Source organism: Streptomyces sp. AP-93, assembly GCF_022808175.1.
Classification (GTDB): domain Bacteria; phylum Actinomycetota; class Actinomycetes; order Streptomycetales; family Streptomycetaceae; genus Streptomyces.
The window spans coordinates 1-22,356 of record NZ_JALGBX010000054.1 but is presented as its reverse complement, the minus strand read 5'-3'; the positions used below and the strand labels follow the sequence as shown (position 1 = coordinate 22,356).

The window sequence follows — 22,356 nt, the reverse complement described above, 5'->3', positions numbered from 1 at the left end:
CACTCCCTGCGAGCCACGACTGGCAAGCCGTCATTAGCCACATCCGGCCCTCCCGGGCCGCCTAACAACTTACGGAGCCCGTCATGACGTCCACGACCATCACCGACTCCCTGGGCCGCGGCGGCCGGGTGCGCCCGTTGGCGTCCGTGCGGCAGACCGCCACGATGGCGTGGCGCAGCCTGGTCTCCGTCAAGCACAACCCTCTGGAACTCGTCGACTACAGCATCACGCCGATCATGTTCGTATTCCTGTTCACATACGTCTTCGGCGGGCAGATGTCCGGTACTCCCCGCGACTACCTCCAGTACGCGCTCGCGGGGATCATCGTCCAGAACACCCTCTTCATGAGCATGTACACAGCCATGTCGTTGAACTCCGACCTCACGAAGGGGGTCTTCGACCGGCTGCGGAGCTTGCCCATCGCCCGCTCCGCGCCGCTCTTCGGACGCATCACCGCCGACCTGGCGAAGCAGCTCTGGGCGATCGTCCTGATGGTCGCGCTGGGCATGCTGCTGGGCTTCGAGGTCACCGGGGGCATCGGCGGCTTCCTCGGCGGCACCGCGCTGGTACTGATCTTCGCCGCCGCCGTCTCCTGGACGGCGGTGCTCATCGGGATGGTGGCCGGGGACGCCGAGAAGGTACAGGTCTATGCCTTTACCTTCATCTTCCCGATCACTTTCACCAGCAGCGCGTTCGCCCAAGTCGACACGATGCCGGGCTGGCTCCAGGCATGGGTCGAGGTCAACCCCGTCACCCACCTCTCGGACGCCTTCCGCGGGCTCCTGCTCGGCACCCCCGCAGGCCGGCCGATCCTGTGGTCCCTGGTCTGGGCGGCGGGCATCGCCGCCGTGTTCATGCCGCTCGCGATGCGCGCGTACCGCTCTCAGGACCGCTGAACGGGAACGGGAGCGGGGGTCTGCCTCCGCAGGAGGAGGAACATCGGCTTGATCATGCCCGGCACGGCCGTGTCCAGACGGCCGTAGGCCTCCTCAACGTGGGTGAAGGAGAAGTCGTGCCTGGTCATCACCGTCGGCTCACCAGCCCGTCGCCCATCAGGCGCAGCATCAGGGCCGGCCGCCGTCCCCGTGCCGGTCCCGGCCGCCCGTCGCGGAACGGCGGAGGGCTGGCAGGTCACTAGGCGCGCTGCCGTCCGGCGCCCGCGCTACGGCCAGCGGCACCCGGTCCGCCGGACATTCCCGCGTGCGCACCCCTGTGGCCGCCGGCTCCGGTGCTCACACCTGCGGCTCTACGACGCCGCCCAGGCCACCGCCTACCTCGCATAGCTCCCCGGCGGTACCGAGCGGAACGAACCTCCTTCGCCGGCCACCGGAGGTTAAACGGCAAGCTCAACGCAGACCGAAGTCTGTTCCCCGCGCCTCGGGGGAAAAAAGAGAGAGGACGAAGCGGTCGGCGAGGTCCCTTGCGGTCCCTGCGGCACTGGACGAGGCCCTCGGTCGTGCCGAGGGGCAGGCCGGCGGCCGGGGGACGCCCGGCGGGGAGGTCGGGCGGGCGGAACCGGTCATTCAGAGGCCAGTTCACGACAACCGTGCCGCCGGGGACGCACTACCCGTGACGGAAATCGTCCGGGCCGGGCCAGGATGCTCCCACATCAGACGGGAGGCCGAATGAGCGACACCGTGACCGACACCGAGTCAGGGCCGGTACGGCGGGTCCGCGCCCGGAACAAGGCATCGGGCCGGGAGCACGCGAGGGCGGGTGGCGTGTCCGCCACCCGGCGAGCCTGACGTGAGCGAGCCCGACATGAGTCGGAGCACGGACGTGGGTGGGGCATTAGAGGGCGGGGCGTTCGCGAACGTCGGCGGTGGAGTCGGCGAAGCCGACGGCGACACGAGCGTGGCGGCGGGCGACGGTGGCCGGGCAGTGGTCTCCCCGGCCTCCCCGGTCGCCGCGCTGGCCGGCTACCGCTTCCACCGGCTGCTCACCATTCCCCGCCGCCCCGAGGACCCGCAGGCGCCGGACCGTACGCCCGCCCAGCTCACCGCGGCGCTGACGGCGGCCCACGCGGTGCTCTCCCATCGGAGCGGACCCGACGGCGCGAACCGGGTCGGCCTCGCCGTGGCCTGGATCCGTCCCGATCGGCACGCGCCGCTGCATTTCCTGGCCGGTGGCCTGCCCTTCTTCCCACCCGCCGGCGAGGAGTCGGAAGGGGGCCGGGAACACCCGCTGCGCTATCCGCCCGGAGCCACGGCCCGCGAGACACCGCCGGACCACGTCGCCCGGCTCCTGGGCCGCATGCCGTACTGGGTGCCGTGCGGCGGGATGCACGAACCACTGCGCCTGGGTGAGGACGGCCGGTCCCTGCCTACCGAGCGCCGTGGTTCCTTCGACGACGCGGCCGCCCATCTGCCCGACCCCTTCGCCTGGCTGGTCCTGGCCGAGCCGGTCCCGTACGAGCGGCTCGAACGCGAACGTGCGGCGCTCGGAGTCTCCCTGCCCCGGCTGCGGCAGCGCGAGAACTCCGAGGCCGACCGGATAGCTGCCGAACGGGCCGAGGCACGCTACCGGGAACTGACGCTGGCGCTGGCCACCGGGCTCTGGAAGGTACGTGTGCTCGTCGGCGCCGACTGCCCCGAGAGCGCTCTGGCCTCGGCGGCGCTGCTGTGCGGCTCGGGTGAACTCGATGACCTGCCCTACGTGTTGCTCCCCGCCCGGCAACCCGTAACGCTCGCCGCCGCAGTGTCGGCGGAGGGCGGTACGGAGGGTGGCGCCGCGGGCGGTACGGCGGGCGGTTCTGCGGGGACGCCCGGTGGAGGGGGCCCGTTCACGGCCCCGGCCGAGCTCGTGGCGGCGCTCGCCCGGCCACCCGCCCGCGAACTGCCGGGCATCCAGACCGTGACGGCGAACCGGTTCGACGTCAGCTCCGACGGCAGCTCCGATGCCGGCCCGGACGCCCTGGAGGCGGCCGGCGACGGGTTCCTGCTCGGCGACGTCCTGGACGAGTCCCTGACGGGCTCCGGGCCGTTGTACGTCTCCCGCGCCACGCTCAACCGGCACACGTTCGTCTGCGGCGCCACCGGCTCGGGCAAGTCCCAGACAGTGCGCAGCCTGCTCACGGAACTCTCCACCCACCGACGGCCCATTCCCTGGCTCGCGGTCGAACCCGCCAAGGCCGAGTACGCGAGGATGGCGGGCCGTCTCGCGCCGCACCGGGCGGCCGGAGCCGAGCCGGCCACGGGGGAAGGGGACCCGGGGGCCACCGGGCCGTCCCCGTTCTCCCGGGTCACCGTGATCCGGCCGGGTGACGTGGACGTCGCCCCGGCCTCCCTGAACCCCCTGGAGCCGGAGCCGGGGTTCGCACTCCAGAGCCACGTGGACCTCGTACGGGCCCTGTTCCTCGCGGCCTTCGAGGGCCACGAACCCTTCCCGCAGGTGCTCGCACGGGCCCTGACCCAGTGCTACACGGCTGCCGGTTGGGACCTCGTCACGGGGGAGCCGCGCCCGGCCAACAAGCCCAAGTTCCTCCTGGACGAACCGGACGTCCCGCGCGCCGCGCAGTATCCGACCCTGGCGGACCTGCAGAGCACCGCCCAGCGGGTGGTCGAGACGATCGGATACGGGCGGGAGGTCACGGCGGACGTCCGCGGTTTCGTGGACGTCCGCATCGGATCCCTGAGGGAAGGCACTCCCGGAAGGTTCTTCCAGGGCGGTCACCCGCTTGACGTCGCCGAACTCCTGGCCGGAAACGTCGTCCTGGAGCTGGAGACCATCACCAACGACCAGGACAAGGCGTTCCTTATCGGCGCCGTCCTGATCCGCATCGTGGAGCACCTGCGCGTGCACCACAGCGGGGGCGGGGTACCGCTGCGCCACGTCCTGGTGGTCGAGGAGGCCCACCGGTTGCTGAAGAACGTCGAGTCGGGTCCGGCGGCCGCCGCCGTCGAACTGTTCGCTTCGCTGTTGGCCGAGATCCGAGCCTACGGGGAGGGCGTGGTCATCGTCGAGCAGATCCCGAGCAAGATCCTTCCCGACGTGATCAAGAACAGTGCGCTGAAGGTCATGCACCGGCTGCCCGCGGAGGACGACCGCCGGTCCGTGGGCGCGACCATGAACCTCCAGCCCGAGCAGAGCGAGAGCGTGGTCGCGCTCCGCCCCGGGCGCGCGGCCGTGGCCGCCGACGGCATGGACCGGCCGGTGCTGACCGCCGTCCCGCACGGCGAAGGGGACGAGGGCACCGACGGGGTCTGTACCGAACCACCCCTTCTGGGCAGCCGCAGCCCGCTCTGCGGCGCCTCGTGCCTCAGCAGTCCCTGCACCCTGCGCACGATGAACGACGCCCACCACCGCTCCCTCGCACCGCTGCACCTGCTCTGGGTCGAGGCTGCCGCAACGGCGCAGGCCATGGGAATGCCCCCGCCCGGTCCCTCGCCCACCGTACGGGGCACCCTGACGGCCCTGGCCGAACGCGACCTGGAGTGTGCCCTCGTCTACGCGGTGGAGCGGGCGGTCGCGGCCCGCGAGCCCCTGATGCGCGGGGAGGTCGACCCGGCGGACTTCGGCGCGCGTCTGCACGCCGTACTGACGGCCCGTCTGTTCGACACGCAGCCGCCGGCAGAGGACCGCCGACGTTTCACGTACGCCAACTACCGCTTCCGGGACGTCCTCGAAGTCATCCACCTGGCTCGTGAGGAACGGCCCGACGGACCGCACGGCTACCCGCGCCATGCGGCGGAGTGGGAGGCCCGCGGGATCGTCCTGACCGGGACCTCGGGAGCCGACCACCGTCTACAGGTCCGCGCCCTGGCCTGCTACGGGCCCGACCGCGCCCATGGCCGGGTCGGCGATGTCGTGCGCAGCGGCCTCTGCGAAGCGGTGACCGCGGTGACGGGGGGCACCACCCAGGAACACGTCGAGCGTGCCTTTCGACTGGCCTGCGCCCCAGGGCAACTGGTGGACGCGCTGGTGGAGGAGGCCGCGGAACGCGTCGCCATCGAATGCGCCCGCGGAAAGGAGCCACGCTCATGACAGGTGCCTCGGACCAGGCCGCCATCCCGCCCGAACCGGGTACCCCACCACCCGCGCCGCAGCTGCCCGACGAGGGCGATGTATCCACCGCACGGGATGTCGGCCGCAGCACCGGAGCGTCCACGGAGACGGCACGGGCCGAGGGCAAGGGTGTTCCGCAGGGTGCGCCGGAGGACCGCGATTCCGACGCCATCGAGGGGACCGGCACATCCGACTCCGGGCGGGATGCCGGCGATGGGCGGGACGTCACCGACGGCCGGGACCACAGCGACGGCCGGGACGACAGTGCCTCGCCGGGTGTCGTCGTAGATCGGGACGACACCACCGAGACGCACGATGGATCCCCTCAGGACAGCACCGGGTTACGAGTTCCCGGCGACACGGCGGAGCCGCAGGAGTCCGAGGAGGCGGACACCCGGGTCCTGATTTCCGCGATGCCCTTCGACGTGGACGATCGGGATCCGGTACCGCCCGTGGCGGGCGACCCCGAACGGGACGACGGCGCCGACTCGACCGACGCCACAGAAGAAGACGCCGAAGCCACCGACGCCACAGAAGAAGCCACCGACACCACCGAAGAAGACGCCGACGAACCCGACACCCTCGCCCCCCTCACTGCCGACACGCAGGCGCCCACCCCGGACTTGCCCCCCCGGGTCACCGCCGACACGAACGTCGCAGCCGTGGGGGAGGTCCAACCCGCGGAGCAGGCGCCGGACGGGGTGGAGGAGCCCACTCCGGCCGAAGGCACCACGGAGGTCCAGGCCGAGCGGGAGCGGACGGACAGCACCGATCACCACCTGCCGCCCCCTCCCCCCGGATCGCCGGCGCGGGTGGAATTCCAGCGCGTGGGCGAGGCGCTCCTGACGGACGACGGCCGGATCACGGACACCCCGGAGGCCAAGACCATCGCGATCCAGGCCCTTGCCGACCGCATGACGTCCACCACGCCCGAACTCGTCCTTGCCGCCATGGGCCTGCACATCGGCAACGACATGGCGCACCGTCTGGGCGACAGCCGCTACGTACTCGTACCGCACAACGAGCAGTACCCGTCCATGGGCGCCGAAGTCCTGCACGTCGACGAACTCGTCGAAGCGAACCCGGACCACGCCGACGACCGTGTGGTGCGCCTCGACACCCCGCAGGGCAACCGCCTGGTCCGCATGATCGCCGTCAGCGAGCTGATGGGCTCATGGTCGTACGGGTCCAACAACAACGTGAGGGTGCTGGCGCTACAGGAGGCCACCCGCGAGGAGTTCGGTCTGACCGAGGTCCTGGAATGGAAGCTGGACGCGAAAATAGGGTCCGCCGTCGGCCTCGAACTGCTCTACAACAAGGACGCGCTGCACGACTTCCTGCGCAGCCAGTACGACCTTACCCAGGAGACCCTCGCCGAGCGGGGTGTCACCGAGGTGCTCTCCTACCGGGCACTGACCTGGGCGGAGGGAGCGCCGACGCCGGACTGGGCAGGGCAGGAGGTCGGCGAGGCCGTGGAGGCCGGTCAGCGGCCGCTGGCGAGCTGGTCTGCCGATCGCTCGATCGTGGCCGAATGGATGGATCAGCGCGGCGGGAGCGGCGTCGTCCTGGTGGACCGTACGCCCGCGCGCGACATCCTCGCCCTCCCCCTGACGGGCATCGGCTACCTGGGGCAGAAGGAGTGGGTGCTGCTGCCCGGCGGCAGGCCCGTCACCTTGGACGGTGTCGCACGGGGTGAACCTCCGGCGCCCGCGGCGCAGCAGACGGCCGCGAGCAGCATCGCTCTCGGAGCACCCGTCCTCGCCACAGGCGCCAACGACCGTGCGACGGAGGACCCCACGGCCCGGGCGGAAGCCGTCGACGCACGTCAGTGGCAACCCCTGCGAATCCCGCACCAGCTCGACCGCAACGTCCCGCTCGACGACCTGATCCTGCGGGTCCTCGACGGTACGGAGCCGGCCCCCGACTGGTGGCCGAAGGACGAATCCGGCTATGCCATCACCCAGCGCGACCTCGACTTCCTCCGCATCAACCCCGTTCAGATCAAGTGGCTGGTCACCGGGGAGGCGCCCATGGGCATGACCCCCGAGCTCTATCGAGACTTTCGCACGGAGATGCTGGCGGCCCTGGACAGCGACGGGATCGGCCCCTCGGCCGTCGACATCAGGATCAAGGGGAGCGGGGCCGACTTCTACTCCGGCATCCACAAGACGGTCCCTCAGCCGCAGGACCTCGTCGCCGGCTCCGAGACGTCGGAGCGTTTCCAGGAGTGGGTCGGCGACAGAGAGGGCCCGTCGACACGCCGCCCCTTCGACCTGATGTGGCGACTGGGCATCGACCCGAAGCCCAGCGACATCGACTTGGACATCAACAGCACCGCCATGGTCAGAGCGGCCCGAGAACACTGGAAGGAACGACACACCGAGCGCTACGGGGGCGGCTTCATGGACGGCCACGGCTACGTTGACGACGCAACGGTCCGCGGCGCCGGTCCGGCCTTGGACGCCTGGTCCGTCCGTTGGGAGGAGGAACTGGGCCGACCCATATCACTGGGCGTCTTCGAATCCAGCGGCCCCTTCGACGCGACACGGCTCGGCCGACCCCTCTCCTCCCACTTCCGCGCCACGGACTGGGTCATCCACCGGCCCGAAGAGCAGCCTTACGGTCCCGGAGGCGACGAGGCACAGACGGTGCACGAGCTGGAGCAGGGGGCGCGCGGAGTGCGGGACCGGGGTCGGGAGTGGGTCGCCACCTACATGGGGTCGGAGCTTTCCTCGTCGTCCTTGCACCCCGCGGTCGCGGCGCTCCGCGACGCCTGGAATGAGCTGCCCTTTCCGGCCGATCCCGAGGACGCCTCCCAGAGCGATCCCGAGGGCACCCCCCAGGCCGATCCCCGGGACGGCATCGCCCAGTTCGCGGTCGCGGCCGAGCGGGCCAAAGCGGTCGCCACCGCCGTCGTCGGATCCGTTCGCTTCACTCAGTCCCACGTCCAGGCGTTACGCACGATGGCCGAAGCGGCCGACCATCACTCCGCTCGCCTCTCGGCGACCTTCCCGCCCGACGGACACCGCATCCGACGGCCGCTCTCGCGGGCATCAGCCGAGACCACAGGACAAGAAGAAGCGTGAGCCGGACGCGCCGTACGCTCACCCAGTCCGCACACATCCTCCGTAGATGGGAACAACCACCATGCTTTGGCCCGCGCTCCGTGCGCTATCTCGGGGAGAGTTGACGCCCGACCGGTTGCGGTGGCTCCTGCAGAACTTCCAACTGGAGGAGACGCCCCGAACGGAGGGGCCCGGATCGGCGGCGAGCATCGCGCACCGCTCCTTCACAGACCCGGAGAGCGGCACGCGCCTCGTCCTCGACCTCTCCCGCATCAACGAGGCGGGATGGGTGTTCGCCCTGTTCCACGACGGGGAGCGTCCCTCGGACGCCGCCGTCGCCCAGTACCGCACGCTCTTTCGTGATGCCATCGCCCGGCTGGAACTCGACCTCGTCGAGATCACTCCGGCGGTCACGGCCGACGAAGTGTTCGTCCCGGCCCCGTCCGGCACCACCGAGGTCGCCTCCGGCGCCCACTGGCCCCTGCCGTACGAGGACCTCGAGCGGGTCTGGTCCCACCTGGGTCTGCGCGCGAATGCGCCCCGGGAGGTGAAGGAAGTGAGGCTGCGCGAGTTGATGGCCACTCCCGCCTGGTCCGACGCACCCGAGGCCTTGCGCCACCAGGCAACCGAGTTCCTCCGCGGCAGCTGAGCCGGAGGGGCGCCGACTCCGGTCGGTGAACGGTGATTTCGCGTCAAGCCGCCGTCTTGCGGTGCACGGGGGCTGACAGGGCCCCGATGGCGGGCGACCATGCTGCAAACATCGAACGGGGGCGTGATGGGGGATGTGAGGTCGGGTGCCGTGGCCGTGGCCGTGGCCGTGGTCGGGACCAGGACCGGGACCGCGGCAGACGCGGTTGCCGTCGCGCCCCTCGCCTTCGCGCGGGGGGAGGGCCGGTGGCGCTAGAGAGCGGTCGGGGCCCGGAATCCCCCCCACCGCCTCCGCCCGCCGAGACCACCGGCGGTCCCGGTCCCGACAAGGGGGCGGACCCGGGGAGCCGCGCGGAGGCTGCGGGCGACAGCGGCGGCGACAGCGAGAGCGGCGGCGACGGTCGGCGGGAAGGCACGGACCGGGAGGCCGACGACGCCGACCGCAGCCAAGAGGGCGGCGCCGGAAAACGGGAAGAGGCGGACGGCACGGCGACCCAGCTGTCGGCCCTGTCGTGGGACACGGACAAGCCGAGCGCGAGCGCCGACGCAGACGGGCCACGGCAGCCGGAGACCAGGCCCGACCGGGCGGATCACGGGCCCGGCGCGCAGCGCGACGCGGACTCCGGGCCCGCCCCGGAACAAACGGCGCAGCCCACCCCGGAACCCGGCCGGCCGACGGGCGAGACGCCTGATGGACCCGATCAGGGCGAGCCACCGACGGCCGACACCCCTGCGGCGGGTCCGGAGACGCCACAGGAGGGCAAGGACGGCCAACCGCCGTCGGAGCCGCCCGCCGACGAGGATCTGATAATCGACCCCCCTCCGGAAGATCGCCAAGCAGGCAAGGGCCCGGACACCCCCGATGCGGAACGCCCGCAGAAGCCCGAGGCCACGACACCCCCGAAAGAGCCGGTTGAGGCCCGTCCGCAGGATCCCAAGGCAGGAGACCGGCCGTCCGACCCCCCGGGGGCGCAGCCCGCTTCTGCAGAGCGGGATCCGCAGTCCCAGTCCGGGCAGGCCGCGGATTCCACCCGGCCGCCCGGCGACGGAGCCCCGGCGGAGACCGGAGGGCAGCCGGTACGGGACGGAGGTACGCGGAGCGCGCAGGACGGCGTACCCGCGGATGACCACCCGTCCTCGACGCGCGCATCGGACCCACCGCAAGAGCCGTCGGCCGCGCGGCCGGAACCGGCGCAAGCCCAGACGGAGCGCGGCGAGTCCTCTCCGTCCTCCTCCCCCTCCCGTTCCGATGGTGCTCCGGCCCCCAACACCACCGACGCCACCGGACAGCGGCCGAATACGGCCGACGGAACAGCGCCGGCAGGATCCTCGGAGGGGGCCGACGCCTCGCGGAGCCGCCCGCCCGAACAGGCCGACCAGCGGGACACGGCAGCCCAGGAGGGTCCGCCGGGACGACCCGAATCCGCCTCGCGCGAAGGCAGCGCCGCCGATGCCTCCGGTGCCGCCAGCGCGGGCGGCGCGGGCGGCGACAGTCCGATGGACGAGTTCGGCCAGGCGATGGGGTCCTTGGCGGAGACCGCCGGGAAGGTGGCGGAAACCGTGATCGACGTGACCGTCGAGGTCGCCAGCGGGGTGATGTCGGGCATCGCCGCAGGGCTCGCGAGCGCGGAGTTCGAGGCCGGCGCGGCCTCCGCCCGCTCCAACTTCTCCGCAGGCGGCAGCCGGGACACGGGGCGGGACACCGGAGGTGACACCGGTCGACGCACGAGCGAGGCGCCCGCCGGGCACGACGTATGGGAGGAAGGCGACCCGCCGCCCGCCGAACGGCCACGTTCCGACGGTCCCGACGCTGAGGGGGAGGAGCGGACGCGGAGGGGGCCGGGATAGGCCCTGTCCGCGTATAGCCACGACCAAAGGACCTCTAGCGTCTGACGATCCGGTCGAGGGCGGCGGCGATACTGGACTTGACCGCGTCGCGGTGGTGCAGCGGTTGGGCGGGCAGTTCGCTGGCGGGCCGCACGCCCCGGTCGGCGAGGACGTAGAGCAGGCGCAGGGTACGCAGGCAGTTGCTGAGGTGAGCGGGTACCGGGGCGCTGATCCGGTCGGCCCCGAAACGGTCGGCGACTGGATCCAGCCACCGGACGGCCTCACGTTCGCTCAGGTCGGTGCGGGTGAGGACTCGGGCGATCGCCCGGGCAAGGCGGTCGTCCTCCATCTGGTCGTAGACGTGGTCGGTGGGCGCCGTCAGCCGCGCGGCGGCAAGGTCCAGCATCCGCACCGGTGCCACCTCGCGGTGCAGGCCGAAGCCGGCAAGCAGGTCCGCGCCGTGCGCCACCGCGTGAAGCCAGCCGAGAGTCTCGTCGTGGCCGCGCAGATCCGCCTCCGCCGGGTACCAGTCCTCGAACGCCTCCACCCAGCCGGATTTGAAGTCCCCCGCCGCCACCAGCATCTCGAGTACGAGGGGAGCGAAGGTACGGGCCTGGATGCTCGGGTCGGTGAACCGGGCGGCCATCTCGTCCCCCAACTCCAGCCGCTGGGGCCTCCCGATCACCCCGTGGGCGATCCAGGTCTCCAGGACGGTGTAGGGCGCGCCGTCCCGGACCAGCGGATCGGGATCTGCCAGGGCACGGGACAGCTCGCGCACGAGGTCGTCCATGGGCCGGCCAGCAGGCACGGCGCAATCGGCGGCCTCGACGCTCTTCCAGTCGATCATGACGGGCACAATAGGTCCTTCCCTTGCTCCACGCCTGCGAATTACGCCCAGGTATCCACCTCGCCTCATCAACTACCCGATCAAACCCAGTAGTTCTTAAAGGACCTGCCCGCCTACACCCCGCACCTGAAGGGCACGGTGGAGGGCTTGAATCGGGCGGTGGAGTCGATGTTCCTGGCGGCACTGCCGGGGTGCGTGCGTCAGCCGCGCCCGGGCCGGCGCCGGGCGCGGCCCGAGGACGAGGTGCTGCTCGACTTCGAGGACTTCACCTCGCGCCTGTTGGACTGGGTGGAGTGGTGGAACACCTCCCACCACCCGAAGCCGCTGGGCGGGCGGTCTCCGCTCGAGGTGTGGCAGGCCGATCCGACTCCGGTCCGGGAGGTCAACCCGGAGGAGTTGTGGACGTCAAAGAGACGCCCAGGACCCGCCTACGGCCAGGTGACAGGGCAGACTCCTCGCGGGGAACAAGTGCCAGCCCCAGTTGGGTGGACCAAGACGTTCACCGCCCCCCGCCTCTGCGCGGCCATCGTCGACCGCCTCACCTTCAACGGAACCATCATCGGGACCGGAACCGACTCCTACCGACTCGCCAGCACCCGAGCCCGCGCCGAGCACGCTAACGCCAGCTGACTGGCCCCACGCTGGTCCACTGCCCGAGGGCAGCGGGCCAGCCAAGCCTCATGACCTGCGTCATTCTCCGAGTGCGAACGACGCCCGTTCCTGCCACTTCACGCCGTCGTGCACCATGAGTTCAACCGACGAGACGTGAGACGTGAACGGGAGCCTGCCGACGAGGTCGGCCTCGATCTCCTCCAGGACGGCATCTTCCTGCCCTTGAGCGATGGTCAGGTGCGGCACGATCTCGGCAAACCGGCCACCATACGGCGGAGCCTCAGGCCAACGATCAGCGATCGCGTCCGTGAGCTGCCGCAACTGCGTGTCAGGCTCGGGAACGAGATACAGCACTTCCGGGAGCCGTCCATATCTCTCAAACCGCAGGTCAAAGGCCTGGCGGCTGCCCAACACCTCCGCGAGAGCGGAGTAGACGAGCGCATCTATTCGGCTCTCGTCTAGGAACGGGAAGAGCACGGTGATGTGGGCTGGAACCCCGGCCTGGGCTGAGGGGTCGAGCCGTTCACGCCACCCGCGGACGGCCGGCTCTGCCTCCGAGATCCGGACGATGAGCCCCGTCTGGCCCGCCTGAAACGTACTGGTGCTGTCATCTGCCATGACACCGCATGGTGTCACCTCTGCCGCAGAACAGCACGGCTCCTTTCCCGTGGAACGATCACGACGATCTGCGAAGCAGGTCTACGAGCGGGACGCCCACGACGCTGCCGCTATTTCCCGTGAACATCCAGAGTGCCGATGATCACTGAACGCCGCCGGAACCCACGAACAAGCGCTGTCGGTTGAAGGGTTCTGGCTCACCTTCTGGATGCTGTTGGTGATCTTCGCTCGGTGGGGTGAAAGCACTCCGACATGCTGTTCGTGCTGACGGTCGGTGTGCTGCTGTTGTCGAGCGGGGTGGTTCTGCCGGTCGGAGGGGGCCGGGATGGCAATGGGGTGTGGTTCGGGTCGAGTGGTTCCGCCACTAACCGTGAGGATGGCCCGGGCGAGCAACCCGCGGGGCACCACGGCGATCTACTTCAACAAGCGGGAGACCCTGCGGATGAAGTCGGCGTCCGAGATGCCGGCAACCGTCGCCGGCGCCCTGGCCCTCTTCTCCAACGCTCATCCTGCTGAAGTGGATCTGGCTCAACGCCGCAGTCATCGCCTGGCACGCCAAGCAGGCGGTCGACTACCGTCGTTGCATCAAGCTCAAGTGGCCCATCGGGTATCCCGGTCTGATCCCCGGGCAATACTCGAGCTACAACGACGGATGCAGGTGACACATGCGTGAACGTGAGATCGCCGGAGCGGTGCTGCTCCTGATCACCGCGGGAGTGCTGGCGGCATCCCTGCCGTACACCCACGAGACGTCGGCCCTCGCACTGACCGTGGGCGGCATCAGCCTCACCCTCGTGGGCGCCGTGATGGCGTTCCTCCGAGCACGCGAGCGGTAACAACCCAAGGAGCGATTGAATCGGCGCGTGTCGCCCGGGCGGTTCGCCTGCTGGTTGATCAGCAGGCGGTCTGCCGGACGAGTACCAGTTCGGTGCTGGTCTTACGGCGACTGCCCGCCGGACGGAGCGGTCGCAGACCAGCCCCGATGATCGCGAGATGGGTTTCGGCATAAGTGTCACGGGCGCCCGCTGAACCGCTGCAGTGGCCGCAGGCTTGTACTCGCCGCCGCCAGTCCTCGACACGGATCCACGTCGAGGACTGGCGGCGGCGCTGTTTTGCGCCAGGCATGGTGATCCACCAGCGGGGCATCGTCCTTCGGCTTGTTCGGCGGGTGATGCGCGTCGTGTGATGTGCACTGGGTGTGCGTCATGGGTTTTCACTGGTGGTGGGTGTGGCGGGGTTGGCTACCGCGTTGCTGGGGTGTCGTTCGGTTGGTGAAGGTCGCTGTCGTTTTCCGGTGAAGGTCCGTTGTCGTGCGTGTAGGGCGTGGGGGTCCTGTTGCGGCGGGGATGATCAGTCCCACCAGAAGTCCCAGTTGTGTGCGCCGGTGAGTCGTTCGGCGTACGCGGCCAGTGTGTGAGGGCGGCTGCTTTGCCAGATGTTGTCCGGGCAGAAGGCGAAGTGCTCAGCGGCGACGAGGAGAGCGTCTTCCTGGTTCATCGGTGGAGCGGCGACGCTGATGTGCAGGGTGGAGAATCCGACCGCGACGACGCGAGTACCGAAGCGGTGCTCCCAATCCGCGATGACCGCGGAGAACTTTGCAGTGTCGTCGTCGTAGTTGCAGGGCCCGGCCCAGCCTGCGGCTGTGAGGGCCTGGGCGCCGGACGCGGCGATGACCAGCCCCAGTCGGGATTGTGGTCGGTCGGTGAGGAAGGCCTGCGCGTACTCGCCGGCCAGTTGGTCGGCGTTCGTCGCTGTTTCTCGGCTGGGCGCGAGGCCGGGCCAGCTCTGGCCGAAGGGGGCTGTGACGGCGAGGCGTTCTGGGGCGGGGAGCACGTCGTCTTCATCGATGGCGGTGTGGGCCGCCCACCACTGCGCGAGCAGGCCGGCCGGGTCATGGCTCGCCGGGGATGACATCTGCTCGGGGAAGATCTCGCCTGATCCCCATGGGCGGAAGTCGCCGCCGTCTGAATCCAGGGAGTCGAGGAGTAGTGGCCAGAGACCGGAGGTTGTGTGCTCGGCCTGGATCTGTGCCCACAGGTCGACCGGGGCGGGCCGATCGCTGAGCCAAAGGGGCTGCACATCTCCGTCGCCCTCGTCGGATGTGATCATCCGGCCGGGCGGGAGCGGGGTCCTAAGGGTCGATCGAGGCTCGGGGTGCACGTGTGGATGCTAGCTGTGCAGGATTTCCGGCTTCCTGGTGAGGGCGGATGGCAATCCGTATCCCGTCGCTTCCCTCGTTCGTGTTGGTCTGGTCGGCGTGTCGGGATGGACGGTCCCGGGTGTGGACAGTCGGATGGTGCGGGGTTCCGGCTGGGGGTGAGGGGTGTCCGATCAGGTTCCTGCCAGCGAGGACCTGCCGCGGTGGCGGCCGGGTGTGGGGCGTGAGGGCGCGGTGGCACGCCTGGTGGCGCTGGATTCCCGGGGCGAGTTGACCACCGACCATGCGCGTCTGGTCGCTGAGGCTCTGGGAGTGTCGCTTCGGACGGTGTGGAACTGGGTGTCGGTGGCCCGGCGTGAGGGGCGTCTGTCGGCCCGGACGCCGGCGCGGACTGGTGTGAGCGCGGATGTCCGTGCGCGTCTGGCGGTGTGGGGTGGGAATGTTGCCGCGGTCCACCGTGAGCTGGTCGCCGAGGCGGTGAAGGCTGGTGTTGCGGACTCGGTGCCTTCTCTTCGTGCTCTGCAGCGCGCTGTACGGCAGGACTTGTCGGCGGGGGAGCGGGCGGGCCTGAAGGGTGGTGAGGCTGCCCGGCGCCGGTTTGACGTGTACGGCAAGCGCCCGCGGACGCACAGGAATGCCTGCTGGGAGGGTGATCACAAGCGGATCCCGGTACGCGTGGACCTTGAAGGCTCTGCGGTGTGTCCGTGGGTGACGTGGTTCATTGATGTGGCGACGAAGGCGATCGTGGGTGTGGCGGTTACTCCGCATGAGCCGGCCCGGGACGCGGTGCTGGCCGCGTTGCGTATGGGGATAAGCCGGACCGAGCCGTACGGGCCGTTCGGTGGTCTGCCGGGGCGGGTGCGGGTGGACCGGGGTAAGGACTTTCTATCGAAGGCGGTCTCCCGGGCTTTGGGCGCTTTCGCGGTTCCGGTGGATGATCTGCCGGCGTACAAGCCGTACCGGAAGGGCACCGTCGAGGCCCTGAACGGTGCGGTGGAGGAGATGCTGCTGGTCTCGCTGCCGGGCTATACGCATCGTGCCCGGGCCGCGGAGGCGTACCACCCGGATCCAGTGGAGGACCTCCTCTCGTACCCGGACTTCGTGAAGATCCTGTTGGACTGGGTGGCGTGGTGGAACACCGAGCACCACCCTGCCGGTCTGGACGCGAGCCTGACGCCGTTGGCGGCGTGGGAGGCGGATGGGGCGCCGGTCGAGGACGTCGCGGAGGAGCGGCTCGCGTTTTTCGCGATGGAGGATGACGGCAGGGTTCGGAAGATCACCACGAACGGGATCGCGTGGCGGCGTCGTGCCTATATCGCGCCGTGGATGGCGGGGAACGTGGGCATGCGGGTGCGGTTGCGGTATCTGCCGCACTACGACGGGCAGATCGAGGTGTTCTCTACCGAGGAGTGGGGCCGGCACCTGGGGACCGCCTATCTGGCCCAGGCGGCGACGGTGGAGCAGCGCCGTGCGCTGAGTTCGGTCAGGGAGAAGAAGGCCCGCGCGCTGAAGGCGGATCTGAAGGCGGCGGAGAAGCTGCGCAAGACCCGCTACACGGCCACGACCACGGCTGCTGCGCCCCGTCCGCGGCGCACGGTCACTTCTTCGCAGGCGGAGGCAGAGATCGCCAGGTCAAGGGGCGTGGATTTGGCGGCCCGCGCACTGCCGGACTTGATTCCGCCTCGTGAGCCCCCGGCCTCCTGGGCTCGCCCGGTTGTCCGACCTCGCCGGGCGGCCGGCCCGCAGGCGGATGCGGGGCAGGCAGCTGATGGCGGGCCGCCGGGAGCGGCTGGTGTACGTGACGACAGCGGGGAGCGTTGAGCGATGGTGACTGCTGAGCGACAGGGTCGGCTGCCCCGGGAGCGGGAGGACCACTTCATGCGCCTGCCGGGCGCCCAGGTGGTCTCCACGCGTGCTCTGCTCATGGTGCGGGAGAACATCCGCGTCGCGATCGAGGCCCGGGCCATGATCTGTATCTATGGGCAGGCGGGCCGGGGCAAGTCGTTGGCGGTGAATACCTCGCTGCGTGAGCTCGCGCCGAGGCTGACGCGCCGGATCCAGTTCCGTTCCCGCCCCTCGACTCGAGACCTGCGCCATGAGCTGTTCCACGCGCTGGGTCTGCAGGGGCGTCCGCCGGGGCAGCCGATCGAGTTCGACCGGATGCTGCGCGGAGCTCTGGAGGAGACGCATGTCCTGGTCTGTGACGAGGCGCAGTGGCTGTCGAAGATGTGGTGTGGATGAGCCGGTTGTTTCGCTGTTGGGGGTTGCTGTCCGGCTGGTTGGTCGTTGAGTTCGTTGGTGGCATGTCGGTCGTTCAGGTGCTGCCTTAACCAACGGCTGGGCGGGTGTTGTGGTGGGTGTGGGGGAGCGGGGCGGTCTGCAGCTGGTCGAGGGCGGGCTGGCTAACCCTGATGGTGGGGTGGATCCGTGGGTGTTTCAGGCTGGGTGTGCGGAGGCGTTCGCGCGGACGTGGGTGGTGCGGGGGTTTTCGCCGACGACTGTCCGCGGGTACACCTCGCTCCTGGCGCGCGTCCTGGGGCGTTTCGACTGTCCGGTGTGGGAGGTGGTCGCGGAGGACGTGGACGAGATGCTTCACGCCCTTGCCGCGGTGGGTCTGGCACCGGGCACGCGCCGCCAGTACCTGCAGATGCTCCGTGCCTTTCACGGCTTTGTCGCCGCGCGGTACGGGGCCCAGGTCCGTGCGGTGTTCGGGGTGCCGGTCGGTGACGGCGGGCTCGACCGGTTCAACCACGTGCGGCATGCCGGTGACGACGCCGCGGTGGGGCCGCCTCCCGGCCGTGAGAGGTTGCAGGCGTTCTTCTCTTTCGTCCGTTCCCAGGTGGCGGTCGCGTCGGACTACCGGGTCATGGCGCGGGATTACGCGTTGCTGCGTACGCCGTATCACTCGGCGGTCCGGGTGAGTGAACTGGTACGTCTGGACCAGGCCGATGTTCATCCGCACCTGGGGCCGTCGGGGAAGTTGCATGTGCGGTTCGGGAAGGCGGCGAACACCTCGGGGCCGCGGCCGCGGTGGGCGCCGATGCTGGAGGGCGTGGACCGGATCCTGGCACTGGTACCTGGCCGACGTCCGACCGCTATTCCCTGCCACCGCGCCGCTGTTCTGCGACGATGACGGCCAGGCCCTGAAGGCGGGGACGGTCCGGGACCGTCTGGCCCGCCTTCTCGATCTTGAGGGCGTGGGCTGGGACGAGCGGTTCACTCCGCACGCGCTGCGCCGGGCGTGCGCGACGCACCAGTACGAGCGGGGCATGGACCTGATCGCGGTCCAGCAGCTCCTCGGGCACCGCCACATCGCCTCGACCATGGCGTACGTGAAGCCGTCGCAGAAGTTCGTCGAGGACGCCTGGCGGCGCGCTACCGACTCTGCTGTCCGGGTGCTGGCCGGCTGAGGAAGGCGAGTCCAATGAACCGATCGGGATCACCGGTATCGGAAGTGGTTGTCCCCGGAGTGGAGTGGCGGCTGCGGATGACCGCGGCGGAGCGCGGCGTGTGGACGGGGACCCAGCTGCGCCGACTGCTCGCCGAGAAGGCGGGTCTCGGCCTGTCCCCGGCCTCGGTGTCCGCCCTGTTCACGAAACAGCCGTCGCAGGTGAAGCTGTCCACCCTGGCTGCCCTGTGTGCGGCTCTCGACTGTGCTCCTGGAGATCTCCTCGTGTTGACTCCTGCACCATCCGGCCCGGTGCCAGCGCTGGAGGTGACAGGCGGACGGCCGTCGCGTGCCCCACTGCGGGCCGTCGAGACGCGGTCACTGCCTCCCTTGTGACGTGCGGGATCGTCCTTCGTTCCCCCTTCTCCTACCTGGCGGATGTGAGATCGCATGGCAGCGTCCGTTCCCGACGCCGTCCAGGGCCGTTGCCCGGGCTGCACGAAGCTGCGCTGGCTGCGCCCCGGCACTGGCCTGTGCGCATGGTGCGTGCGTACGTGTCCGGGCTGTGGTGGCGGCAGGCGCTCGGCGGATCCCATGTGCGCGGCCTGTCGTCGTCGTACGGTGGGCCGGCCAGCCCTCGGCCCGTGTCAGCGTTGCGGGCGCCGGCGGACCCTCAATGCCGCCACCCAGCGATGCCGTCCGTGCTCCGATCCGGCGAGGGCCGAGCCGCTCGCGGCCTGTTCGGGGTACGGTGTCCTGGCGCAGTGGGCGCGGGGCATGTGCAAGAGCTGTTACGAGCACTCGCCTCACACGGTGGAGACCCGCGCCGCCAGCTGGGCCGACCGGATGCCTGACCCGCCCTCTTGGTGGGGTTCCTTCACCGCGCATCTGACGACGCACCGCCACACCTTCTACGCTGCTGACGTCCTCACTCATACGGCTCGACTGGTCATCGACGCCGGTTCCACCGACCCGGACACGCTGCTCACTCACGCGCGCAGCACCGTTGCCTGGCTCTCACGGCCGCTCGCCGACTTCTTCCACGCCGACCAGCTCCGCGGACCACCCTGCGACACCGAGGACACGCAAGCCGCCGCCCGCCGGGAGCGCCGGATCCAGGCCGTCCCGGCCCCGCTGCGCCCCGCCGTCCGCGCCTTCGGCGATGTGCTGGTGGCCCAGCGTCAGAATGCCGAGCGCCTTGGGCTGCGACCGAACCAGCTCAAGACCATCGAGATCCGCCTCGACACCGTCCGGGACCTGGCGCTCTACGTCCACGCCCTTGGGCACGCCACGTGGGCGGGCGTGAGCCTCACGGACCTGGAGGCGTTCCTGGCCCGCAACCCGGCCCGCAGAGCTTCCTGGCTCGCGGGGCTGCGGCAGTTCTTCTCCCACGCGCACCGAACCGGGCTGGTACTCCACAATCCCGCCGCTGCCCTGGAAGCCCGGCAGCAGCGGGGCTTCCAGGGCGCCACGCTCACCCTCGATGAGCAGCGCGCCCTTTACCGGCGCTGGAGTACCAACGCGCATGTCCTCCCGCATGAGGCGTTCATCGGTCTGGCCGCGCTCCTCCACGCCGCGACCACCACCGAACTCCGCCACCTCACCCTTGACCAGATCAGCCTCGGCTCCCGGACAGTTCGCTTCCCAGGGCGTACCGTCGACATCGCCCTCGACAGCGCCACATGGGGAGCCCTGGAACGATGCCTTGCCCACCGCGGCGCCTTGCACACGGCCAACCCGCATGTTCTGGTGACCCGCCTCACGAGAACGACCACCTGCCCGGCCGGCGCCGCGCACATCCGCGACAGCATCGCCGCGGTGGGCCTCCTCCCGCGCATCCTGCGCTCCACCCGGCTGCTCACTCTCGCTGACGAACTCGACGTCAAGCAGCTCACCGTGGCCCTGGGCATGTCCTACGCTGGAACTGCCCACTACCGGTAGCTACCTGAGCAGCTCTCATACCTGGCCTGGGTCTTCCTCGGTGGCTCGGCAGCCTGTGCAGATTGGTTGGGCACTGCGCAGTTTCACCGGTCGGCGACAAGAACTGTAGGTGGCGACCAGGCCCCGGCGTGGGATACCCCCTAGCCCAATCTCAATCCGGATAGAGGAATGAAGCACTAGGCCATCTCCTTCGGATCTTGTCTGGCCCACGCCGCCCGGCCGTCGGCCGCCCTGGGAGGTTCTCAGGGCGCCGGTGTCCCGCCGGCCGGGGCCGGGCCCACCGCGGACCACCAGGCGATCAGCCGGTCGGCCACCGCATCGGTCCCGTGGTCGACGGGGTCCAGCCCGAAGTGGTCCTCCAGCTCGTACCAGAGGAACTCGCCGATCTCCCCCGCGTGGTGCCACGGTGGAGGAGCTGGAACAAAGGGGGCGAGCATGCAGTCGTACTCGTCCTGAGAGAGGTCGGCGACGCCGATCGGATCCCATTCGTTGAGCAGATACCGCAGGTTGTCGAACAGTACAGCTGATGGTGTCCAGGTAGGCATCGGCCCAGACTGCCACCCGGGGATGACTGCCGCCGCCGAATATCGGCGCCCCTTCTCGTGAGCGCGGCAGCCGGCAGCGCAGCGGTCTGGGCGCCGGGGGCGTTGGCAGCTCCAATGCAGCCGCAGGCAGACTAGCCCCCCGCCACCCTCAGAAGCTCCGCAGGCCAGGAGCCGACCAAAAACCACCCCCCACCCCTCGCTGGCAGCTGCCCGCGTAGCGGGCTGGTCCTGGAGGCAGAGCCGGAAGGGCCGGGGTGGGGGAGCGGAGCGGACCCGCCCAACGGGCCGTAGACCCAGACCCCGTGAAACGGGGTCACCCAGCCTGCGGAGCAGGCTGTTCGGGGTGGAGCGCAGCGGAACCCCGAACCGTCCGGAGCGCAGCGCAGGACACCGGCCCGAAGGGCCGGCCCCTGAGGGCGCGAAACGCCCTCCCGCTGTGCCAGCGAAGCGGTTCGCTGGCACAGCGCGCAGCGCTGTGGGACCCGCTCCGATACACCTCGCTTCCTCTCTGGCTTCTGGCCCCCGGGCTGGAAGGGGTCGGCAATCAGGCTGGCAGCCGGTCGCCTTCCGGCATCAGGGCGAACCCCTCCCGATCGCTGGCCGCCCGCGGGGCGGGTCACAGCGGCCTGGGCCCGGAGGCGTATATGGAAGCCGGAAGGGGGTTGGGGCATAGGAGCGGACGCGCTTTCCCAACCAACCCCGGATTCTCGGCTGGTGAAATGGTGTTATTAGGGTGCAAGCGTTGTCTAGGGGGCAGTGGTCTTTCTGTCGGTGGGTTGTGTGAAACTTTTGACCGAATGTAGATGAGCCGTTGTGGCTATGAGGGGGAATTGTGCGGCTTCGGTCAGTAGCGACGTTTTTTGTGATTGCAGCCTTCGTGACTGGTTGTGCTGGTAAGTCTGATAAGCCGGAGTCTGGTTCTGGCCGGGGCGAAGAAGTTAAGGGTTCACATTCCGCGCAGGTTTCAGGTTGGTCTTCTGCGCAGGAGGCGGCCGACGAGGTGAAGAAGGTGATGTTGGGGGCCGGAATCAAGCTGGCTCAGCCGAAGCCGAAGAGAGAGGGAGAAACGGTAATCACTCTGTTTGAGCCGCATGACAAGAAGACGTCTTTGGATGCGTTGAAGAGGGGCTTTGATGAGCTGTCAGCTGAGAAGTGGAAGCCTTCAGCGCAAAACAAGGAAGGCTTTCTACACTCGGAGAAGAGTGGGTGCGCAGCGATGAGCCCCACTACCTTCGAGATTAGGCATCCGGATCTTCAGCTCACCCAGGACCTCATCTCGGTGACTGTGGTCTGCACCAAGGGTTAGCCGCGGCTGTGCCTGCGTGGGGCACGACAATCTCCAGAGGGCAGGCCGGGTAGGGGAGGAGGGCGGCTCGCCACGAGGCTGAGCAGCATCGGTGCAGCCACGAGCGGAGTTCGAACCCCTCTGACCGCCCCAGGGAGCCCCGCAGACCAGGAGCCCGCTCTGCGGCGTAGCCGGAAGGGCCTCAGGGTGGGGGAGCGAAGCGGACCCGCCCAACGGGCCGCAGGCCCGAACCCCGTGAAACGGGGTCACCTCCCGTGCGCAGCACGGGAGTCCCTGGCTCGCGCAGCGAGCCGCTCGGGGGGAGCGAAGCGGAGCCCGAGCCGTCCGCAGCGAAGCGGAGGACTCCGGGCCCAGAGGGCCGGCCCTGGCTTGGCGAAGCCAAGCCCCGCCGAGCGCA

18 protein-coding genes and 1 pseudogene are annotated in these 22,356 nt (G+C 69.9%); 14 read left to right on the top strand and 5 right to left on the bottom strand.

Annotated elements, in window-relative coordinates:
* Positions 1-83 precede the first annotated feature (83 nt).
* A complete protein-coding gene (locus MTF69_RS42215) occupies positions 84-896 on the top strand; it encodes an ABC transporter permease (protein ID WP_243342136.1) in 813 nt (270 codons plus the stop codon).
* On the opposite strand, the gene MTF69_RS42210 is transcribed toward MTF69_RS42215, so the two are convergent.
* Positions 884-1,024 carry a hypothetical protein gene (locus MTF69_RS42210; protein WP_243342135.1) on the bottom strand — a complete coding sequence of 47 codons (141 nt, stop codon included), beginning with the start codon at positions 1,022-1,024 and terminating at the stop codon, positions 884-886. The two genes, MTF69_RS42215 and MTF69_RS42210, sit on opposite strands and share 13 nt — an antisense overlap.
* A 737-nt stretch (positions 1,025-1,761) precedes the next feature.
* Here MTF69_RS42210 and MTF69_RS42205 point away from each other — a divergent pair.
* The 4 genes from MTF69_RS42205 to MTF69_RS42190 all read left to right on the top strand — a co-directional run bounded on the left by MTF69_RS42205 (position 1,762) and on the right by MTF69_RS42190 (position 10,565).
* Positions 1,762-4,983 carry an ATP-binding protein gene (locus MTF69_RS42205; protein ID WP_243342134.1) on the top strand — a complete coding sequence of 1,074 codons (3,222 nt, stop codon included), beginning with the start codon at positions 1,762-1,764 and terminating at the stop codon, positions 4,981-4,983.
* On the top strand, positions 4,980-8,090 hold the full coding sequence (locus tag MTF69_RS42200; RefSeq protein WP_243342133.1) for a hypothetical protein: 3,111 nt from the start codon (positions 4,980-4,982) through the stop codon (positions 8,088-8,090). Before MTF69_RS42205 ends, MTF69_RS42200 begins: the two co-directional genes overlap by 4 nt.
* A 100-nt stretch (positions 8,091-8,190) precedes the next feature.
* Entirely contained in the window at positions 8,191-8,718 is a 528-nt protein-coding gene (locus tag MTF69_RS42195) for a hypothetical protein (protein WP_243342132.1), read from the top strand.
* Between the two features lie 1,496 nt (positions 8,719-10,214).
* The gene (locus MTF69_RS42190) at positions 10,215-10,565 is read left to right on the top strand and encodes a hypothetical protein (protein ID WP_243342131.1); all 351 of its coding nucleotides are present in this window, start codon (positions 10,215-10,217) and stop codon (positions 10,563-10,565) included.
* A gap of 34 nt (positions 10,566-10,599) precedes the next feature.
* On the opposite strand, the gene MTF69_RS42185 is transcribed toward MTF69_RS42190, so the two are convergent.
* Positions 10,600-11,391, bottom strand: coding sequence for a DUF2785 domain-containing protein (locus MTF69_RS42185; RefSeq protein ID WP_243342130.1), 792 nt, complete (start codon positions 11,389-11,391; stop codon positions 10,600-10,602).
* Positions 11,392-11,874: 483 nt separating this feature from the next.
* Here MTF69_RS42185 and MTF69_RS42180 point away from each other — a divergent pair.
* Positions 11,875-12,021 (top strand): annotated as a pseudogene (locus MTF69_RS42180) (AAA family ATPase); the annotation flags it as partial.
* Positions 12,022-12,081: 60 nt separating this feature from the next.
* On the opposite strand, the gene MTF69_RS42175 reads toward MTF69_RS42180, so the two are convergent.
* On the bottom strand, positions 12,082-12,621 hold the full coding sequence (locus MTF69_RS42175; protein WP_243342129.1) for a 2'-5' RNA ligase family protein: 540 nt from the start codon (positions 12,619-12,621) through the stop codon (positions 12,082-12,084).
* A 665-nt stretch (positions 12,622-13,286) separates the two neighbouring features.
* On the opposite strand from MTF69_RS42175, the gene MTF69_RS42170 reads away from it, so the two are divergent.
* Positions 13,287-13,457, top strand: a complete 171-nt coding sequence (locus tag MTF69_RS42170; protein ID WP_243342128.1) for a hypothetical protein — start codon at positions 13,287-13,289, stop codon at positions 13,455-13,457.
* 514 nt (positions 13,458-13,971) lie between these two features.
* On the opposite strand, the gene MTF69_RS42165 is transcribed toward MTF69_RS42170, so the two are convergent.
* The gene (locus tag MTF69_RS42165; protein ID WP_243342127.1) at positions 13,972-14,730 is read right to left on the bottom strand and encodes a DUF4253 domain-containing protein; all 759 of its coding nucleotides are present in this window, start codon (positions 14,728-14,730) and stop codon (positions 13,972-13,974) included.
* Between the two features lie 214 nt (positions 14,731-14,944).
* On the opposite strand from MTF69_RS42165, the gene MTF69_RS42160 reads away from it, so the two are divergent.
* The 6 genes from MTF69_RS42160 (at position 14,945) to MTF69_RS42135 (ending at position 20,108) form a co-directional block, all read left to right on the top strand.
* On the top strand, positions 14,945-16,600 hold the full coding sequence (locus tag MTF69_RS42160; RefSeq protein ID WP_243342126.1) for a Mu transposase C-terminal domain-containing protein: 1,656 nt from the start codon (positions 14,945-14,947) through the stop codon (positions 16,598-16,600).
* Positions 16,601-16,603: 3 nt separating this feature from the next.
* Positions 16,604-17,020 carry an ATP-binding protein gene (locus MTF69_RS42155; protein ID WP_243342125.1) on the top strand — a complete coding sequence of 139 codons (417 nt, stop codon included), beginning with the start codon at positions 16,604-16,606 and terminating at the stop codon, positions 17,018-17,020.
* A gap of 337 nt (positions 17,021-17,357) precedes the next feature.
* A complete protein-coding gene (locus MTF69_RS42150; protein ID WP_243342138.1) occupies positions 17,358-17,912 on the top strand; it encodes a hypothetical protein in 555 nt (184 codons plus the stop codon).
* Positions 17,857-18,189, top strand: a complete 333-nt coding sequence (locus MTF69_RS42145; protein ID WP_243342137.1) for a tyrosine-type recombinase/integrase — start codon at positions 17,857-17,859, stop codon at positions 18,187-18,189. The genes MTF69_RS42150 and MTF69_RS42145 overlap by 56 nt, the downstream gene beginning before the upstream one ends.
* Before the next feature lie 14 nt (positions 18,190-18,203).
* Positions 18,204-18,563 carry a helix-turn-helix domain-containing protein gene (locus MTF69_RS42140; protein ID WP_308401525.1) on the top strand — a complete coding sequence of 120 codons (360 nt, stop codon included), beginning with the start codon at positions 18,204-18,206 and terminating at the stop codon, positions 18,561-18,563.
* A 417-nt stretch (positions 18,564-18,980) separates the two neighbouring features.
* Positions 18,981-20,108, top strand: coding sequence for an integrase (locus MTF69_RS42135; protein ID WP_243342123.1), 1,128 nt, complete (start codon positions 18,981-18,983; stop codon positions 20,106-20,108).
* A 242-nt stretch (positions 20,109-20,350) separates the two neighbouring features.
* On the opposite strand, the gene MTF69_RS42130 is transcribed toward MTF69_RS42135, so the two are convergent.
* Positions 20,351-20,653: a hypothetical protein gene (locus MTF69_RS42130; RefSeq protein ID WP_243342122.1), complete on the bottom strand. Its 303-nt coding sequence runs from the start codon at positions 20,651-20,653 to the stop codon at positions 20,351-20,353.
* Between the two features lie 862 nt (positions 20,654-21,515).
* Between MTF69_RS42130 and MTF69_RS42125 the strand changes: the two genes are divergently transcribed.
* A complete protein-coding gene (locus MTF69_RS42125; RefSeq protein WP_243342121.1) occupies positions 21,516-21,959 on the top strand; it encodes a hypothetical protein in 444 nt (147 codons plus the stop codon).
* The last annotated feature ends 397 nt before the right edge of the window (positions 21,960-22,356 follow it).

Bases quoted from the DNA above. Each gene is read 5' to 3' on its own strand.
- MTF69_RS42215 (WP_243342136.1), top strand. From the start codon at position 84: ATGACGTCCACGACCATCACCGACTCCCTGGGCCGCGGCGGCCGGGTG.
- MTF69_RS42210 (WP_243342135.1), bottom strand. From the start codon at position 1,024: ATGACCAGGCACGACTTCTCCTTCACCCACGTTGAGGAGGCCTACGGC.
- MTF69_RS42205 (WP_243342134.1), top strand. From the start codon at position 1,762: ATGAGTCGGAGCACGGACGTGGGTGGGGCATTAGAGGGCGGGGCGTTC.
- MTF69_RS42200 (WP_243342133.1), top strand. From the start codon at position 4,980: ATGACAGGTGCCTCGGACCAGGCCGCCATCCCGCCCGAACCGGGTACC.
- MTF69_RS42190 (WP_243342131.1), top strand. From the start codon at position 10,215: ATGGACGAGTTCGGCCAGGCGATGGGGTCCTTGGCGGAGACCGCCGGG.
- MTF69_RS42185 (WP_243342130.1), bottom strand. From the start codon at position 11,391: ATGATCGACTGGAAGAGCGTCGAGGCCGCCGATTGCGCCGTGCCTGCT.
- MTF69_RS42175 (WP_243342129.1), bottom strand. From the start codon at position 12,621: ATGGCAGATGACAGCACCAGTACGTTTCAGGCGGGCCAGACGGGGCTC.
- MTF69_RS42170 (WP_243342128.1), top strand. From the start codon at position 13,287: ATGCGTGAACGTGAGATCGCCGGAGCGGTGCTGCTCCTGATCACCGCG.
- MTF69_RS42165 (WP_243342127.1), bottom strand. From the start codon at position 14,730: ATGATCACATCCGACGAGGGCGACGGAGATGTGCAGCCCCTTTGGCTC.
- MTF69_RS42155 (WP_243342125.1), top strand. From the start codon at position 16,604: ATGGTGACTGCTGAGCGACAGGGTCGGCTGCCCCGGGAGCGGGAGGAC.
- MTF69_RS42140 (WP_308401525.1), top strand. From the start codon at position 18,204: ATGAACCGATCGGGATCACCGGTATCGGAAGTGGTTGTCCCCGGAGTG.
- MTF69_RS42130 (WP_243342122.1), bottom strand. From the start codon at position 20,653: ATGCCTACCTGGACACCATCAGCTGTACTGTTCGACAACCTGCGGTAT.